The organism is Neobacillus drentensis (assembly GCF_036962765.1).
Taxonomy (GTDB): Bacteria; Bacillota; Bacilli; order Bacillales; family Cytobacillaceae; genus Neobacillus; species Neobacillus drentensis_C.
This window is the reverse complement of the sequence record NZ_JBALOS010000039.1, coordinates 14,276-31,550: the sequence shown is the minus strand read 5'-3', so window position 1 is coordinate 31,550 and position 17,275 is coordinate 14,276. Positions and strand designations below refer to the sequence as shown.

Sequence of the window (17,275 nt, the reverse complement as noted above, 5' to 3'; positions counted from 1 at the left end):
CTGGTTTTTTGTACTATAATAAAATTGATCTAGATTTTTGAGTATATTAGGAATATAAACTTTGAATTGGAGGGGTTATATTGAAACTTACCGTTATTGGATATTGGGGTGGGTATCCGAAACAGAATGAGGCTAGTTCTGGGTATTTACTAGAACATGAGGGTTTTCAATTATTAATTGATTGTGGAAGCGGCGTCCTTTCTAAGTTGCAAAATATTATCCAGCCTGAGGAATTGGATGCGGTGATCCTTTCCCATTACCATCCTGATCATATAGCGGATATTGGCGTCTTACAGCACGCAAGATTAATCCAAGGATTTTTAGGAAAGAGGACCCAAACCCTGCCTCTTTATGGTCATGATTTGGTTCCATATGAATTTAGCAAATTAACCTATAAAGAGATCACAAAAGGAGTTGCCTATAATCCTAGTGAGACGCTCACAATTGGTCCATTCCATGTTTCTTTTCTTAGAACAGATCACCCCGCCCCATGTTATGCTATGAGAATAGAAGCAGCTGGAAAAACAATAGTCTATACTGGAGATAGCTCATTTAAAGAAGAATTTATCGAGTTCAGTCGCAATGCTGATTTACTTTTATGTGAATGCAACTTTTATGGACACCAAAATGGAAAATCGGCTGGACACATGAACAGTATCGATGCAGGAAAATTCGCACATAAAGCAGAGGTAAAACAATTAATTCTAACTCATTTGCCTCACTATGGATCACTGCCTCAGTTAATTACTGAAGCATCTACTGAGTTTACGGGTATAATTATGCTCGCAGAGGAGTTTCAATCGATTTCACTATAAGAAGGGACCGAATACTATGTTATTCATCGATAATAAAGAGATTACTGATCCACAGGTAAATTTGGCAATTGAGGAGTATGCACTGAAAAATCTTGATATTAATGAAACGTATTTACTATTTTACATAAATGAACCCTCCATCATTATAGGTAAGAATCAAAATACAATTGAGGAAATTAATACGGAGTATGTGGAAAGTAATAACATTAAAGTTGTCCGCAGGCTGTCTGGCGGTGGCGCAGTCTATCATGATCTTGGCAATTTAAACTTTAGTTTTATCACGAAGGATGACGGGGAAAGCTTTCATAACTTCCGTAAATTTACGGAACCAGTCGTGGCCGCATTAAAAAAATTAGGGGTAAACGCCGAATTAAGCGGCAGAAATGACATTGAGGTTGGAGGTCGAAAAATCTCTGGAAATGCCCAATTTTCAACTAAGGGCAGAATGTTTAGCCACGGTACGTTAATGCTTAATTCAGAAATTGACAACGTGGTCTCAGCCTTAAAAGTAAAAAAGGACAAAATAGAGTCCAAAGGAATTAAATCAGTCCGCAGCCGTGTGGCCAATATTTCTGAGTTCCTCACAGGACAGTTGAATATGGGTGAATTCCGTTTATTACTGTTAAAAAATATTTTTGATGTTCAAGAAGAAATACCAGAATATGTTCTTACCGAAGAAGATTGGGAAAAGATTTACCAACTTTCAAAAGAACGCTACCAAAATTGGGAATGGAACTACGGTAGATCGCCTAAGTTCAATTTGCAGCATTCGCACCGCTTTCCAGTAGGAAGCATTGATGCCCGCTTAGAAGTGAATAGAGGGGTCATTGAAAATTGTAAAATCTATGGCGACTTTTTTGGTGTGGGGGATGTAAGTGAAATTGAGGAGAAGTTAACAGGCATACGCTATGAAAAAAATGAAATCGACAAGGCACTTGCCGGTATTGACACGACCCATTACTTTGGAAATATAGCAAAAGATGAGTTTTTAAATTTATTATACTAAAGTACAAGACACAGTGTTTTCAAACGCTGTGTTTTCGTTTTATCAGAATTTTCTAGCATTATACTTGAATAGGTTCATTACTTTTAATATAATATGCTTAGAAAATTGTCGCAATTTTGTGAATGAGTATTCATTCAACTAAGGAGGAGAACGATGAATCTTTTAACACGGTTTGAAGAATCAGCGAAGAACTTTGCCACAAAGCCAGCCTATAAATTTATGGGCCAAACATGTACTTATGCTGAACTGGATGCTGCCATTACGAAATTTGCATCAGGCCTCAAAAAACTAGGAGTCAAAAAAGGGGATCATATTGCACTATTGTTGGGAAACTCACCACACTTTGTGGTTAGTTTATATGGTGCATTGCGATTAGGAGTAACTGTTATTCCGGTGAATCCAATTTATACGTCAGTTGAAATAGGCTACATATTAAATAATGGTGATGTCAAAGTAGTTATCGCACTTGACCTAGCGTTCCCATTAGTGGAAAAGATGCATACCTTCCTGCCAAAAATCGAACATTATGTATTTTGTGAAACGACTCCAACTAGCAATATTGAATCGAAAATTGGGACACTATCAGGCTATTCAAAAATGAAATCGTTTTCATCGGTAATTGCTGAAGGTGATGTAACTTTCAATGGACCAGATCTCAATGATGACGATATTGCCATTATTCTCTATACGTCTGGTACAACAGGCAAACCAAAGGGTGCAATGTTAACCCATAAGAATTTGTATAGTAATGCCAAAGATGTTAGCGAATATTTGAAAATGAATCCCGATGATAAAGTAGTTACGGTTCTGCCGATGTTTCATGTTTTCTGTTTGACGGTTGCCTTAAATGCACCATTATTAAGCGGGGCAACCCTATTAATTGCACCAAAATTTAGTCCAAGAGAAATTTTTGATTTAGTTAAAGAACATCAGGGGTCTGTTTTTGCAGGTGTACCGACCATGTATAATTTCCTCCTCCAATATCCTGACGGAAAGCCTGACGACCTAAAATCGTTACGCTTATGTATTTCAGGAGGAGCTTCCTTACCTGTTGCCCTCTTAAAGAATTTTGAACAAAAGTTTAAAGTAGTAATATCGGAAGGATATGGCTTGTCTGAGGCATCTCCTGTTACATGCTTTAATCCGCTCGATCGGCCGCGCAAACCTGGTTCAATCGGAACATCAATCCTTCGTGTTGAGAATAAAATTCTTAATGAGCTGGGTGAAGAAGTTCCAGTGGGTGAGGTGGGAGAACTTGTCGTGCGTGGCCCTAATGTAATGAAGGGTTATTATAAAATGCCGGAAGAAACGGAAGCGGCGATACGAAATGGATGGCTTCATACCGGTGACCTTGCCAGGATGGATGAAGATGGCTACTTTTATATAGTTGATCGAAAAAAAGATCTCATCTTAGTTGGAGGTTATAATGTCTATCCTCGAGAAGTAGAGGAAGTAATTTATAATCATCCAGATGTTGTAGAGGTGGCTGTTCTAGGGATTCCAGATCCAAATCTTGGTGAATCTGTTAAAGCCTTTGTTGTCAGCAAGAAACCTGAACTAACCATAGAGCAATTACTAGATTATTGCAGTGAACACTTGGCCAAGTATAAAATTCCATCCTCTATTGAATTCATTGATGTACTGCCAAAGAACACAACCGGGAAAATATTAAGAAGGGCACTAAAGACACAAGTAGTCCAACCTACAAATTCATAAAATGCCGGGCAGGTTTTGTAAAACCTGCCTTTTTAAGGGGGAACATGTCCTATCGATATATTCCTATCTTCTGTAAGCCGTATTTTATACCAGCTTTTGTTTTAATTGTTCTAATTTGTTCTTTTTTAACTAAACTAAGTATAGAGAGGTTGTACTTGAAGGGGGACAAATTATGGCGAGAAAAATGGGAGTCTATGCGGTTATGGGCTACATTCTATATGGATTGTTTATTTATTGGTATTTATTCTACTTTGCTGATTCAAGCCTTCCATTTGAATATGAGGGGTCGAAGGCGGACCCGGCCACCTTTTTAAATGGCAGGGAACTTATGCTTAGTGAAGAGTATTCCAAAATAAGAAATTTATTATTTTTCTTATCTACCCCGTTAGAATGGCTTTTTTACTTTTTAGTATTATTATTCGGGTTATCGAAAGCAATGAAGAACTGGGCCAAAAATTCCTCAAAGTATAAATTGCTTCAAACCGCTATATATTTAATTTGGTTATCTGTTTTTGCTTATGTGGCGACTTTTCCATTAAGCTATATCAGTTATTCTTTATCAAAAACGTATAATATTTCAACCCAAACGTTTACTTCTTGGATGAAAAATGAGTTGATAGATTTTTGGATAAATTATGGAACATGGCTGATAATTGTCCCGGTACTATATTGGCTGATGAAGAAAAGCCAAAAACGATGGTGGCTATATGGGTGGTTATTATCGATTCCGTTTACATTATTTATGATGTTTCTCCAACCAGTGGTGATTGATCCGTTATATAATGACTTTTATCCATTAAAAAATAAAGAATTAGAAACCAAAATTTTAGTATTGGCTGAAAAGGCCGAAATTCCAGCACAGAATGTTTTTGAAGTGGATAAGTCAAAAGAAACGAATGCTTTAAATGCCTATGTCACGGGGATCGGCTCAAATGCTCGAATTGTCCTTTGGGATACCACTTTAAATAAACTAAATGATAATCAAATTTTATTTATCATGGCTCATGAAATGTGCCATTATATCGAGAAACATATTTATTTTGGAATAGCAGGCTACTTGCTAATTTCCCTCCTGGGTTTGTATTTGACCTATAGGATTATGAATTGGGTAATAAAACGCTGGGGAAACGAGTTGAAAATATCAGACATAAGAGATATCCGCTCATTGCCGTTATTCTTTATGATCCTATCGATGCTCTTGTTTGCTGCTAGTCCATTTACTAATTTTGCTTCTCGTTATCAGGAAACACGGGCCGACAAATATGCAATTAAGATGACCCATAATACAGAAGCGGCAATCACTTCTTTCCAGGCATTGACTCGTTCTGGTTTAAGTCAAGTGAATCCACCGCTACTAGTAAAAATTTTCAGGTATACCCATCCAACCATGCTTGATCGGATTTCCATGCTTGAAGAATATGAAGTGAAACAAAGGAATAAATAAATAATCCATTAAAAAGGCGGAGACATATTTATACGTCTCCGCCTTTTTTGGTTAGTAAAAAAATTAAAATAAAAAAATAAAAAAGCCGTCAATCATGACGGCAGCTAAAAAGTAATTTACGTTCCAAACTTTTTGTTAATTTCCTTCAGTTGCCCGGATAACTGAAGAAATGACTTTTTGTCACGACCATCGATGGCGGCATCAATTTTTTGCAGTAATTTTTCTTTTTCGACCGTTAGCTGAATTTCAGACAATAGCATTTCGATGTATAAATCCTGGACAAAGTTCTCTTTCAGACGATTGCGTTTCATGGCACCAAGTTTCATCAATTCCGTGTATGATTTTTCATTCATGAAAATCACCTCAGATGCTTTTTAAAATTATATGGTTTTTTTTGAAGAATATCATTGGTTTTTATAATTTTCAGATAAATATTTATTTAGTGTGAAATTTGTGAATAATTTAAGAACAATTCAGAAAAGTAAGGGAATAAATAACAAGGAGTGGTAAGATATGGTGGATAAGATGAAAAAGGAGTTGGATGGGTTGAAACAAATCGAAGATTATGAAATCAATTCACGCACGTTATTTCTTGAACCAGTGGTATATGGAAGTAAAATTTATTCGCGTATAGTGGAATTAGAAGATGAATTCTTGTCGCCCTTCAAGCCACTGGATATCATCAAAAAAAGTTGTAGTTATTTTGGTGTTGATTACGAAAGCAGGAAAAGAGGAACACGGCAATTAATTGGTTATTCCCGAAAGCTTCCAATCATAATTGAACCAATTTATCACATTTATTTTTATCCTACGGTTTCTCCGCTAATTCCTACGTGTATTTGGATTTCATTTGAACATGTTGAGAGTTATCGCCGCGTAGCCGCTCAAAAAACAATGATCATTTTCCGCAATAAACAATCGCACATATTTCCAGTCCCAGTAAGTACAATCGAAGGCCAGATGTTAAGAACTTCGTTATTAAAATCAAAGCTTTTGCAAAGAATAGAAAGTAATGGGAGAAGGTTATTTTATTTGCCACATGGACCACAGCCATTAAATGCATTGGAAACATCTTTTGAATACAATTCTCGTATGAAGGATCCAAAATAAGGTTGCCATTGATTAACCATTAGCGGGACAGATGTTTTTTTAATAAATAGGCCTCCATTAATTCTTGGACCTTATTACGGATTCTTGGATTAAAGTAATTATGGTTTTCTTCATAGCCTTTATAAATAAACCTGTACAGAGTAAAAGCATCGTCCCGTTTTGTTTCAATTACCTGAAGTTTATTTTTTTTCATATATTGTTTTACATCCGCCAATTCCCTCTGTATTTCCTTCATCGTTTCCTCAATCAAATCTAAATAGGGTTGTTTTAGTTTAAACGGGCTCTTTTCTACAACTGTTAAATCCCGGTTTAAGATAATTAGAACCATTGGCAAATACATAGCTTTTTCCATTATGTCACGATCATCTTCGGGGATTCTGGTCATTTTTTCGGTCACACCTTTCATTGAAATAAGAACAAACGTTCCTCTTTATTTTACAAAAAAGAACCATTAAAAGCAATAGGCCTTTACATTATCAAAAACTCGTCATTTGGCGAGTTTTATTTATTGAAAATTTCACTTGTTATATGAGAAAGTTTTTATTAATAGAAGGATATCTGATAGGGGAAAATGAATTAAATGAAGAAACCCTTAAAGTGAAAAAACAGTCATATAAATAGAAGAATAAAAAACGTGGATGAATAGGTGATAACAATGAGATCTGATAAACATCAAATGAAGAAAAAGAGAAAATGGTCATCCATTTTACTGGTATTCGTACTACTGATTGGGGCAGTGGCAGGTTATGCTTATTATCAATACAAACTGGGCGTTAATCAATCACTAAAAAAAATTGATAAAAAAGCTTCAAATGTTGTCTATAATTTCGAAGGGCAAAAGGATCAGTATGGAGGTACAAATATACTTGTGCTTGGAAGTGATGCTAGAGGTAAGGAAAGGTCGCGTGCAGATACAATCATGATTGTTCATTATAATGAAGACAAAGGGACCTTTAAACTAACTTCCATTATGAGGGATAGCTACCTCGAAATTCCAGGGCATGGTAAACATAAAGTTAACTCTGCCTTTGCCCGGGGCGGACCAGAATTAATGAGACAAACGATTAAGCAAAATTTTGATATTGACCTTCAGTACTATGTTATAGTCGATTTTCAAGGCTTTGTGCAACTTATTGATGAAGCATTTCCAAATGGGGTAGAGATAGATGTAGAGAAAAAAATGTCTAAAAATATTGATGTAACTTTAGAGCCAGGTCTGCAAAAATTAAATGGAGAGGAAATGCTTGGTTATGTCCGGTATCGCCATGATGCTATAGGTGATTTTGGAAGGGTAGAACGGCAGCAAAAAGCAGTTAAAGCCATTGGAGATCAATTAATGGGCCTTCAAACGATTCCAAAACTTCCTAAACTTATTGGAGTCGTATCTCCTTATGTGAATACAAATATGAACACTTCAGACATAACATTTATGGCTAAGGATTTCTTTTCGAGTAATCGCGGAAATATCGATACGTTGCGAATTCCTGTCGAAAATAGTTATTCAGATGCGAGAATAGCTGGGGAGGGAGCAGTATTAGATATTGATGTCGAAAAAAATAAAGAAGCACTCCATCAATTTATTACAAAATAAACATGGGTACTGCTAATTAGTTCTTTTCGTAAATTTTGTTGCTTTTGGAGCTTAATTAGGGTTATTTACTAAGCTTCTGGGCAATTTTCGCAAATATTCTTACGAGAAGATACCACGAAGCATCTAATTATACGGGTTGATGACATTATACGAAAAACAACAATCTATGCGAAAATAGCCTTAGTAAAAATAATGGGGAGAAATCAGATGGACATTGAATCATTAAAATCGTGGTTTACACTTGAACACATTATGAGTCTGATTCAGGATTATCGAGCCCTTGGGCCGATACCAGGCATATTGCTTATAGTCATTGAAGCATTTATGCCATTTCTCCCATTGTTTTTATTTGTAATGGCAAATGCCAGTGCGTTTGGACTTTGGTTAGGATTCTTATATTCATGGCTAGGAGCATGTATCGGGGCAATGCTCGTTTTTTTACTAGTCAGAAGGTATGGACAACAAAAGTTATTAGCTTTTTTGCCCAAGCACCCTCAGGTCCGCAAATTGATGGATTGGGTAGATCGTCATGGATTCGGCCCACTCTTTTTACTGCTTTGTTTTCCATTTACACCCTCAGCTGTAGTCAATATAGTTGCAGGCCTTTCTAAAATTCGCCTTTCTCAATACATGTTAGCTGTGTGTATTGGAAAAATGGTGATGATTTTCACGATTAGTTTTGTGGGCTATGATGTTCAGTCATTGCTGACAAAGCCGCTTCGTACTGTTGTAGTATTGCTTATTATTTTCATTCTTTGGATTGCTGGTAAAAGAATTGAAGGCAGAATGAATAAGAGCCCGGAAACTGACCATAATGGGGAAATAGACAGAAACTATAAGCAGGAGAAACGGAGGAGCGTAAATGAAGATTGAATGGAAAAAGGAAGGCATGGAATGGGCTAAAGCTTTTGCAATCGGAATCATTATTTTTGCTTTTATTCGTACATTTTTCTTTTCAAACTATGTAGTAGAAGGCGAATCTATGATGCCAACGCTGCAGGATGGGAATAAACTAGTCGTTAACAAACTTGGTTATCAAGTGGGGGAATTGAATCGATTTGACGTTATTGTTTTTCATGCCAATAAAAAAGAAGATTTTGTAAAACGGATAATCGGCTTGCCAGGTGATAAAATAGAATATCGTGATGACCAGTTGTATATTAATGGACATAAGTATGAAGAGCCTTTTTTAAATGTGTATAAACAAAAATCACCTGGGATAAGGATTACTGGTGACTTTAGTTTAAAAGAAATTACCGGTGAAAATACAGTCCCTGATGGAAAGTTATTTGTCCTTGGTGATAATCGCCTAGGTAGTTGGGACAGTCGGCAGTTCGGTTTTATTTCAGCCAGTCAAGTGGTTGGTAAAGTGGATTTACGCTACTGGCCATTAAATGAAATGGATGTCCATTTTTAGATGAGAAGATGAAGGGTATACACGATGATGAATCGTGTTTTTTTTTGCCTGAAAAAACCGTAGAATTTACCAATTATGGCTTCAATCTGTTAGTAGTATTCCAAACGTTTGTGCTTATTTTGTGATAGAATGAGAGATATAGTTCCTTTTAGTGGTAGTGGAAAGTGAGGTTTATACATGTCATTAAGAATGGTAATCGGGCGGTCGGGAAGTGGCAAAACAGCTATGTTCCTTGAAGAAATAAAGGAGCGGCTTCTGGAAAACCCAGAAGGAACTCCGATTATTTATATTGTTCCAGAACAGATGACTTTTTTATCTGAATATCGATTGGCTACAGACCCAGCGATTGGCGGAATGATTCGCGCTCAAGTATATAGTTTTTCTCGGATGGCGTGGCGAATCTTGCAAGAAACAGGCGGGATTAGCCGAATCCATTTAAGCAGTGTAGGGATGAGCATGCTAATTCGCAAAATTATCGATGAGCAAAAGGAGCAACTACAGCTTTTTCAGCGTGCAGCCGATAAGTCTGGATTTATTAAACAACTGGAGCAAATGATAACGGAATTTAAACGATACTGTATAAGTCCCGAGGAGCTGATTCAGAGTTCCTTCCAATCGAGTGGAGACACAACGGCAGCCAATGCCTTACATGATAAAATCAAAGATTTAGAAATAATCTATAAAAAGTTTGAAGATGAAATTTTTGGTAAATATATCGATTCAGAGGACTACTTTACCCTACTAGCGGAGAAAATAACCAGCTCAACCTATTTAAAAGATGCTGAAATATATATCGATGGTTTTGATAGTTTTTCACCCCAGGAATATCGTGTAATGGTGGAGTTGATGAAGCATTGTAAAACCGTTTCAATTGCACTGACAACAGATCACTTATCCCTTGCTGCACCTCCTGATGAACTTGACTTATTCCGTTTATCCGGTGGAGCTTGTTTCTCTATTTATGATTTAGCAAGTGCAAACGGTATCGAGATGGATCAACCTGTTATTTTACAAGAACGAAAGAAATGGAATCAGCCTTCATTACAACATATGGAAGAAAAATTTGATTCCCGGCCTGCAGTCCCATATTTGGGTGAGTCAAAAATTAAGATTTGCCAAGCAGTAAATCGTAGAGCTGAGATCGAAGGGGTTGCCAGAGAGATACGCGATTTTGTCAGGACGAAGAGTTACCGGTACCGGGATATCGCTTTATTAATCAGAAATGGCGTGGACTACCATGAGATTGTTGAACCAGTTTTCAACGATTATCAGATTCCCTATTTTATTGATCAAAAAAGGACGATGCTGAACCATCCACTGATTGAATTAATTCGTTCGAGTCTGGAAGTGATCAATTCTTACTGGCGCTATGAACCTGTATTCAGAGTGATAAAAACAGAATTGTTATATCCCCTTCAGGAAAATTCTGCTAAAATGCGTGAAAAAATGGACAAACTAGAAAATTATTGTCTAGCTTACGGAATTAGCGGAAGTAAATGGACGAAAAAAGATCGTTGGAGTTACCGTCGGATTAGAGGGTTAGAATTAGAGACAATCTCTCAAAACGATGCTGAAAAAGAAATGGAACAAGAGTTAAATGAATTAAAACTCATGATAACAGCTCCGTTATTACGGCTATCAAGACGTTTGAAAAAAGCAGATTCGGGACGAAAACTCTGTGAAGCTATTTATTTATTGCTAGAGGAATTGGATGTTCCAACAAAGCTTGAGAAATGGAAAGCAGCTGCCGAAGAGAAGGGTAATCTTGTTAAAATGCGTGAGCACGAACAAGTGTGGAATGCTGTAATCGATCTGCTCGATCAATATGTTGAAATATTAGGTGAAGAGCCAATTGCACTAAAGGCATTTGCAGCGGTTTTAGAATCAGGATTTGAATCCTTACATTTTTCACTTATCCCTCCTGCACTTGATCAAGTATTGATTGGTGATTTAGAAAAATCAAGGCTCAATGAAATAAAAGTCGTGTTTGTAGTGGGTGTCAACGAAGGAATACTGCCTGCAAAAATATCAGATGAGGGGATCCTCTCAGATGAAGACAGGGAAATGCTTTTAGCAGCTGGGGTCAATATCGCACCAAGCAGCCGGACGCGTTTACTCGATGAAAACTATCTTGCCTATAAAGCATTTACCGCTCCAACGGAAGCCCTTTTTGTCTGTTACCCACTTGCGAATGATGAAGGAAAAGCGTTAATTCCTTCTTCGTATATTAAGAGAATAAAAGATATGTTTCCAGGAGCTGATGAACTTTTCTACGTCTCAGATCCATCGCAAGTTTCGGAACAGAGTCAACTGAGTTTTATATCAAATTTTACAACGTCTTTGTCCTACCTCAATTCCCAGCTGCAATGGAAAAAACGCGGCTATCCCATTTCGAATCTTTGGTGGGATGTTTATAATTACTATCTTGAGAGTTCAGGTAAGGATAAAGCACAAAAAGTGTTTTCAAGCTTATTTTATACGAACCCAACCGTAAAGCTCTCGAAAGAGGTGGCGGATGAATTATATGGTGAAGCCATTCAAGCCAGTGTTTCCAGAATGGAATTATATAACTCCTGTGCTTTTTCTCATTTCGCTCAGCATGGTTTAAAGCTCCGGGATCGTCAAGTGTATCGATTAGAGGCTCCAGATATCGGGGAGTTATTCCATGCAGCTTTAAAACAGATTGCAGATATTGTCAATGAACAAAACCTTTCTTGGGCTGAGCTATCAAAGAAACAATGTGAAGACCTCTCCAAGGAAGCAGTCAAGACGTTAGCTCCTAAACTACAAAATGAAATATTATTAAGTTCCGAGCGCCATCATTATATTAAACGGAAATTGGAACAAATCATTGCCCGTGCTTCTGTCGTTTTAAGTGAGCATGCAAAAGTGAGTGGTTTCTCACCAATTGGTTTAGAATTAGGATTTGGACCTAATGGAAAACTGCCTCCATTATCGTTCTCACTGAAAAATGGGAAAAGGATGGAATTAGCCGGGAGAATTGATAGAGTGGATCAGGCAAAAGCCTCAGATGACAGCGTCTTTTTACGAGTGATTGATTATAAGTCGAGTGAAAAGGATGTCAATTTTAGCGAAGTGTATTATGGACTTGCACTGCAAATGTTAACCTACCTTGATATTGTCATGACACATTCGAATGAATTGGTAGAAATGAAGGCGAGCCCTGCAGGTGTTCTCTATTTTCATGTTCATAATCCTTTTATTAATACAACAAAAATGCTTTCGATCGATGAAATCGAAAAAGAGATAATGAAAAAATTTAAGATGAATGGATTAATGGTAGGTGATCAAAATGTCATCCGACTTATGGACAAAACACTTGAATCGGGTGATTCGCAAATTATTGCCGCCGGTATTAAAAAAGACGGGAATTTATCTAAAAAATCGAAAGTTGCTAGTCTATCAGAATTTGATGACCTGAAAACTTACGTCCGCAAATCATATCTAAAAACAGGTAATGCTATTATCGATGGTCAAATTGATATAGCTCCATATAAATTAAAGGATAAAACACCTTGTACATTTTGTTCATATAAATCTGTTTGTCAATTTGACGAGGCAATTGAAAATAATCAATTTCGGGTTCTCACACCGCATTCAAAAGAAGATGTATTAGAACTTATTAGGAAGGAGGTACGAGAATCTTGAGTAATGTTGTTATTCCTCCCAAGCCAGAAAATGTAACATGGACAAATGACCAATGGAAAGCAATTATGGCTAAAGATCGGGATATTCTTGTCGCAGCTGCTGCAGGATCAGGAAAAACTGCTGTTCTTGTGGAAAGAATTATCCAAAAGATTCTTTCAAAAGAGGATCCCATTGATGTTGATGAATTATTAGTTGTAACCTTTACGAACGCATCAGCTGCTGAGATGAGACATCGAATTGGGGAAGCACTAGAAAAGTCTATTGATGCCGACCCTATGTCCCGCCATTTAAGAAAGCAACTCAGTTTATTAAACAAAGCATCCATTTCAACACTTCACTCCTTTTGTATGGAGGTCATTCGAAAATATTACTACTTAATCGATGTTGATCCCGGGTTCCGAATTGCCGATGAAACAGAGGCGCAATTAATCCGAGATGAAGTAATGGACGAATTATTTGAAGTGGAATATGGAAAAAAAGAGAATGGAGCATTTTTTAACTTGGTGGATTCATTCACCAGTGACCGCAGCGATGCCGCTTTAATGGATATTGTTCGGTCAATTTACGATTTTGCTAGAGCAAACCCACTACCAGAACAATATTTACAGTCAATTATTTCGATGTATGATGTTTCATCGATTAATAATATTGAGGACCTTGCCTTTATCCAGGCTCTTCTATTTGATATTGAACTTCAATTAGAAGCGGCTAAAGAAATGATTAAGCGCGGCTTAGAAGTAACAAAGCTCCCAGGCGGACCAGCACCTAGGGCCGAAAATTTTATCGATGATTTAAATGTGATTGACACTCTTCTGTTAGCCAAGAAAGACTCTTGGGAAACACTATATCAAGCCATACAAACTTGGTCTTTTTCACGCGCAAAACAGGTCAAAGGTGAGGAGTATGATAAAGAACTAACAGAGAAGGCCCAAAAACTTCGTGATAAAGCGAAGAAAAAAATTCAAGATGTAAAAGATGAGCTATTTTCTCGAAAGCCTGAAAGCTTTTTACGTGACATGGAAGAGATGCGACCGTTAATAGAAACGTTGATTCATCTTGTCAAGGAATTTTCACAGCGATTTGAAAAGGTTAAAAGAGAAAAAGGACTTGTCGATTATGCCGATTTAGAGCATTACTGCTTAGGAATTTTGACAAAGGAAAACTCATCGATGGGAGAATTTCTGCCGTCGGAAGCAGCCCTTGCTTACCAAAGGCATTTTAAAGAGGTTTATTGTGATGAATATCAAGATACAAATATGGTGCAGGAAACGATCCTGAAACTTGTAACTAAGAAAGATGAACATAATGGAAATATGTTTATGGTCGGAGATGTAAAGCAGTCGATTTACCGCTTTCGTTTGGCTGAGCCCAACCTTTTCCTTGGCAAGTATAACCGCTTTAGAGTTGATGGAGAATCAACAGGTTTACGGATTGATTTAGCACGAAATTTTCGAAGCCGAAGAGAAGTACTCGATGCTACAAATTTTTTATTCAAACAAATTATGGGTGTTAAGGTTGGCGAAATCGAATACGACGAGGCAGCAGAATTACGTGCTGGCGCACCTTATCCTGAAGAGGAGCCTTACCCGGTCGAACTTCTGCTTATTAATCAAAATGTTGAGGATAAAGGGTCATCTGCGACATCTGAAGGGGAAGCAGAGGGAGAACTAGAAGAATTTGATGCAGTTGGTCTGGAACAATCCCAACTGGAAGCCAGAGTTATTGCAGCTAAAATTAAAGAATTAATAGCTAGTGGAGCACCCGTGTATAATCCAAAAACAAAATCAAATCGGCCGCTAATGTATCGGGATACAGTAATCCTGCTCCGTTCAATGACATGGGCTCCACAGATCATTGAAGAATTCAAGCAGCAAGGAATTCCCATTTATGCAAACCTTTCAACGGGTTATTTTAACGCAACTGAAGTGGCCGTAATGATTTCACTCTTACGGGTGATTGATAATCCATTCCAAGACATCCCGCTTGCTGCGGTATTACGGTCACCTATCGTTGGGTTGAATGAGGAAGAACTATCAATAATCCGTATTCATCAGAAGCGAGGTTCGTTTTGGGAGGCGGTGACTGCCTTTTGCAAGAGTAAACAAGCTGAAAATATGGCTGCTTTTTACGAAAAAGTCCGCCGCTTTTATGACTTTCTGACGGAATGGCGCTCTATGGCAAGGCAGGGATCCCTGTCTGAGTTAATTTGGCAATTATACAGAGATACTCAGTTTTATGATTTTGTCGGCGGTTTACCTGGAGGAAAGCAGCGTCAAGCTAACCTCCGTGCATTATACGACAGGGCACGGCAATACGAGCATACTTCTTTCCGGGGGTTGTTCAGATTCCTTCGGTTTATTGAGCGAATGATTGAAAGAGGGGACGACCTCGGGGCAGCTAGGGCACTTGGTGAGCAAGAGGACGTTGTCAGGATTATGACCATTCATAGCAGCAAAGGACTTGAATTTCCTGTCGTATTCATGGCTGGTATGGCACGAACCTTTAATATGGCAGATATTCGTAAAACATTTATGTTAGATAAAGCATACGGATTCGCATCTAAGTATGTAAATGCAGAAAAAAGAATTTCTTACCCTTCCTTGCCGCAAATTGCTTTTAAGCGGAAAAAGAAAATGGAAATGCTCGCTGAAGAAATGCGTGTCTTATATGTAGCCATGACAAGGGCAAAAGAAAAACTTTATTTAACTGCAACACTCAAGGATGCCATGAAAAAAATTGACCAATGGAATGATTCGGCATCCAATACAGAATGGCTCTTAAAAGATTATGAACGGGCAGCCGTTTCAAGCTATATTGATTGGATTGGACCAGCATTAGTTCGACATCAAGACGGTAGTGAATTAAGGATTAGTGAAACGATTAATCCCCTGGTTCCTGAAGAAATTACAAGGAATCCTTCCTTATGGAAAATTTCACTAATAAGTGCTGAAGAAGTGAAACAAATGGAAACAGAAACAAGTATGGAAGAGGACCATTTTCTTGATAGGGTCCAAAAAGGTGAGCTTGTCTCGACCACGTCACCATTTGCTGAAGAAATAAAGTCACGCTTAGATTGGGAATATTCCTTCTCAAAGGCTGCAGTCCATCGCTCAAAACAATCAGTATCTGAAATGAAACGGCAAAGGGAAATCGCGGATGAACAAAGTGGGACGGACCTTGTCAACCACTTTAAAAAATCGATCATAAAACGCCCTAAATTTATGCAGGAAAAACAATTAAGTCCTGGTGAACGTGGCTCGGCCATGCACATGGTCATGCAGCATGTCGATTTAACGAAAGCTGTGAGTCAAGAGTCTCTTCAAGAACAAATAACATGGATGGTAAACAATGAATTGCTAACCCCCGAACAAGCTACAGTCATTGATGTACATTTGATTGTTCAATTTTTCCATTCAGATTTGGGGCTAAGGTATTTTAATGCAAAAACAATCAACAGAGAAGTTCCTTTTACACTTTCCATGCATGCTCGTGATGTGTATCCTGCTTGGAACGATGAAGAAGAATCTGTGTTTGTGCAAGGAATTATTGACTGCATCTTTGAGGACGAAGACGGGCTTGTTTTGGTGGATTATAAATCAGATCGTATATCTGATCGTTATAAAGGCGGGTTTGAACAAGCGAGATCAATTCTTGAAAACCGATACAAGATGCAAATTGACTTATACACCCGAGCAATCGAACAAATTTGGAAAAGAAAGGTCACTGAAAGGTATTTGTTTTTCTTTGATGGAGCCCATATTTTAAAGATTGAAAAGGATTAAGATAACAAAAAATGACATAGACCATTTTGGTTTATGTCATTTTTTAATTATTCCCCACAATTGGCTGGTCGACTACATTTGTATCAAGTACATTAGTACCACTTAACCCGTTATTTGCAATGATAAATCCACCGGTATTAAATGCACCTGAACCTGCATTTGTCTTAGAGGCGGCCTTCGGAGAGATATAGACTGTATCCCCAAATTGGACAATACCTCCACTTACGTGAACGATTTGGACAGGGCCGATAATCGCTGGCATAACAAACATCCTTTTTAGTAAACTTACTTATCATCCTTAAAAGTATCTTATGCTTTTATTTTTGTCCATGTTCTGCTTCCCCACCATCTTTTCCTGGAACAGGAAGTAGTTGACGAATATGTTTAACCCTTGCCTCCATCGAAACATGTCCGCTATTACCTACGTGTAAAAGGGACGAAGAGGATATCCCTAAAATTTCAATCCTACTAACCCTAATTAGCGGGTTCGGATTTTGACGAGAGTATATGAAAGGTTCAGTAATTGGTTGAAAAGGAATAGGTTCGGTAAAGACACGATAGGGGAAAAAGTTACCCTCATTTCCATAAAATAATTCTGTTTCTCGTTGGACAGCGAGTGCTTTTGAAAGACCATTAATGATACAGGAATCCCCTAGCTGGACCGTAGAGGCAAATGAAGCTATTTTAATATTTATAGAATCTACACAAGAGGTTCTTTGCAACAT

At 37.7% G+C, this 17,275-nt stretch carries 14 protein-coding genes; 10 read left to right on the top strand and 4 right to left on the bottom strand.

What is annotated here, in order from left to right; all coding sequences use genetic code 11:
- Positions 1-80: 80 nt before the first annotated feature.
- The 4 genes from V7137_RS06570 (at position 81) to V7137_RS06555 (ending at position 4,981) form a co-directional block, all read left to right on the top strand.
- A complete protein-coding gene (locus tag V7137_RS06570; protein ID WP_335697330.1) occupies positions 81-815 on the top strand; it encodes an MBL fold metallo-hydrolase in 735 nt (244 codons plus the stop codon).
- A gap of 16 nt (positions 816-831) precedes the next feature.
- Positions 832-1,821, top strand: coding sequence for a lipoate--protein ligase (locus V7137_RS06565; RefSeq protein WP_335697329.1), 990 nt, complete (start codon positions 832-834; stop codon positions 1,819-1,821).
- 153 nt (positions 1,822-1,974) lie between these two features.
- Positions 1,975-3,537, top strand: a complete 1,563-nt coding sequence (locus V7137_RS06560) for a fatty acid--CoA ligase family protein (RefSeq protein WP_335697328.1) — start codon at positions 1,975-1,977, stop codon at positions 3,535-3,537.
- Positions 3,538-3,709: 172 nt separating this feature from the next.
- The gene (locus V7137_RS06555; RefSeq protein ID WP_335697327.1) at positions 3,710-4,981 is read left to right on the top strand and encodes a M48 family metallopeptidase; all 1,272 of its coding nucleotides are present in this window, start codon (positions 3,710-3,712) and stop codon (positions 4,979-4,981) included.
- Between the two features lie 116 nt (positions 4,982-5,097).
- Here V7137_RS06555 and V7137_RS06550 read toward each other — a convergent pair whose 3' ends face one another.
- Positions 5,098-5,334: an IDEAL domain-containing protein gene (locus V7137_RS06550; protein ID WP_335697326.1), complete on the bottom strand. Its 237-nt coding sequence runs from the start codon at positions 5,332-5,334 to the stop codon at positions 5,098-5,100.
- Positions 5,335-5,494: 160 nt separating this feature from the next.
- Between V7137_RS06550 and V7137_RS06545 the strand changes: the two genes are divergently transcribed.
- Positions 5,495-6,091 carry a competence protein ComK gene (locus V7137_RS06545; protein WP_335697325.1) on the top strand — a complete coding sequence of 199 codons (597 nt, stop codon included), beginning with the start codon at positions 5,495-5,497 and terminating at the stop codon, positions 6,089-6,091.
- A gap of 19 nt (positions 6,092-6,110) precedes the next feature.
- On the opposite strand, the gene V7137_RS06540 is transcribed toward V7137_RS06545, so the two are convergent.
- Positions 6,111-6,476 carry a hypothetical protein gene (locus V7137_RS06540; protein WP_218350558.1) on the bottom strand — a complete coding sequence of 122 codons (366 nt, stop codon included), beginning with the start codon at positions 6,474-6,476 and terminating at the stop codon, positions 6,111-6,113.
- Positions 6,477-6,746: 270 nt separating this feature from the next.
- Here V7137_RS06540 and V7137_RS06535 point away from each other — a divergent pair, with 270 nt between their 5' ends.
- From V7137_RS06535 to addA, 5 genes are all read left to right on the top strand, one after another.
- Positions 6,747-7,682 (top strand): LCP family protein, encoded by a 936-nt coding sequence (locus tag V7137_RS06535; RefSeq protein ID WP_335697324.1) that lies wholly within the window; start codon positions 6,747-6,749, stop codon positions 7,680-7,682.
- Positions 7,683-7,889: 207 nt separating this feature from the next.
- Positions 7,890-8,555, top strand: a complete 666-nt coding sequence (locus V7137_RS06530) for a TVP38/TMEM64 family protein (RefSeq protein ID WP_335697323.1) — start codon at positions 7,890-7,892, stop codon at positions 8,553-8,555.
- The gene (gene lepB, locus V7137_RS06525) at positions 8,545-9,099 is read left to right on the top strand and encodes a signal peptidase I (RefSeq protein ID WP_218350555.1); all 555 of its coding nucleotides are present in this window, start codon (positions 8,545-8,547) and stop codon (positions 9,097-9,099) included. Before V7137_RS06530 ends, lepB begins: the two co-directional genes overlap by 11 nt.
- A 177-nt stretch (positions 9,100-9,276) precedes the next feature.
- The gene (gene addB / locus V7137_RS06520) at positions 9,277-12,768 is read left to right on the top strand and encodes a helicase-exonuclease AddAB subunit AddB (RefSeq protein WP_335697322.1); all 3,492 of its coding nucleotides are present in this window, start codon (positions 9,277-9,279) and stop codon (positions 12,766-12,768) included.
- The gene (gene addA, locus V7137_RS06515) at positions 12,765-16,550 is read left to right on the top strand and encodes a helicase-exonuclease AddAB subunit AddA (protein ID WP_335697321.1); all 3,786 of its coding nucleotides are present in this window, start codon (positions 12,765-12,767) and stop codon (positions 16,548-16,550) included. Before addB ends, addA begins: the two co-directional genes overlap by 4 nt.
- A gap of 43 nt (positions 16,551-16,593) precedes the next feature.
- Here addA and V7137_RS06510 read toward each other — a convergent pair whose 3' ends face one another.
- On the bottom strand, positions 16,594-16,812 hold the full coding sequence (locus tag V7137_RS06510; protein ID WP_335697320.1) for a spore germination protein: 219 nt from the start codon (positions 16,810-16,812) through the stop codon (positions 16,594-16,596).
- 55 nt (positions 16,813-16,867) lie between these two features.
- Positions 16,868-17,275, bottom strand: a complete 408-nt coding sequence (locus V7137_RS06505) for a spore germination protein GerPE (protein WP_335697319.1) — start codon at positions 17,273-17,275, stop codon at positions 16,868-16,870.

Excerpts from the sequence above, each read along its gene's own strand:
- V7137_RS06535 (WP_335697324.1), top strand. The coding sequence starts at position 6,747 with ATGAGATCTGATAAACATCAAATGAAGAAAAAGAGAAAATGGTCATCC.
- V7137_RS06540 (WP_218350558.1), bottom strand. The coding sequence starts at position 6,476 with ATGACCAGAATCCCCGAAGATGATCGTGACATAATGGAAAAAGCTATG.
- V7137_RS06555 (WP_335697327.1), top strand. The coding sequence starts at position 3,710 with ATGGCGAGAAAAATGGGAGTCTATGCGGTTATGGGCTACATTCTATAT.
- V7137_RS06505 (WP_335697319.1), bottom strand. The coding sequence starts at position 17,275 with ATGTTGCAAAGAACCTCTTGTGTAGATTCTATAAATATTAAAATAGCT.
- V7137_RS06550 (WP_335697326.1), bottom strand. The coding sequence starts at position 5,334 with ATGAATGAAAAATCATACACGGAATTGATGAAACTTGGTGCCATGAAA.
- V7137_RS06545 (WP_335697325.1), top strand. The coding sequence starts at position 5,495 with ATGGTGGATAAGATGAAAAAGGAGTTGGATGGGTTGAAACAAATCGAA.
- V7137_RS06530 (WP_335697323.1), top strand. The coding sequence starts at position 7,890 with ATGGACATTGAATCATTAAAATCGTGGTTTACACTTGAACACATTATG.
- addB (WP_335697322.1), top strand. The coding sequence starts at position 9,277 with ATGTCATTAAGAATGGTAATCGGGCGGTCGGGAAGTGGCAAAACAGCT.
- V7137_RS06565 (WP_335697329.1), top strand. The coding sequence starts at position 832 with ATGTTATTCATCGATAATAAAGAGATTACTGATCCACAGGTAAATTTG.
- lepB (WP_218350555.1), top strand. The coding sequence starts at position 8,545 with ATGAAGATTGAATGGAAAAAGGAAGGCATGGAATGGGCTAAAGCTTTT.
- V7137_RS06510 (WP_335697320.1), bottom strand. The coding sequence starts at position 16,812 with ATGCCAGCGATTATCGGCCCTGTCCAAATCGTTCACGTAAGTGGAGGT.
- V7137_RS06560 (WP_335697328.1), top strand. The coding sequence starts at position 1,975 with ATGAATCTTTTAACACGGTTTGAAGAATCAGCGAAGAACTTTGCCACA.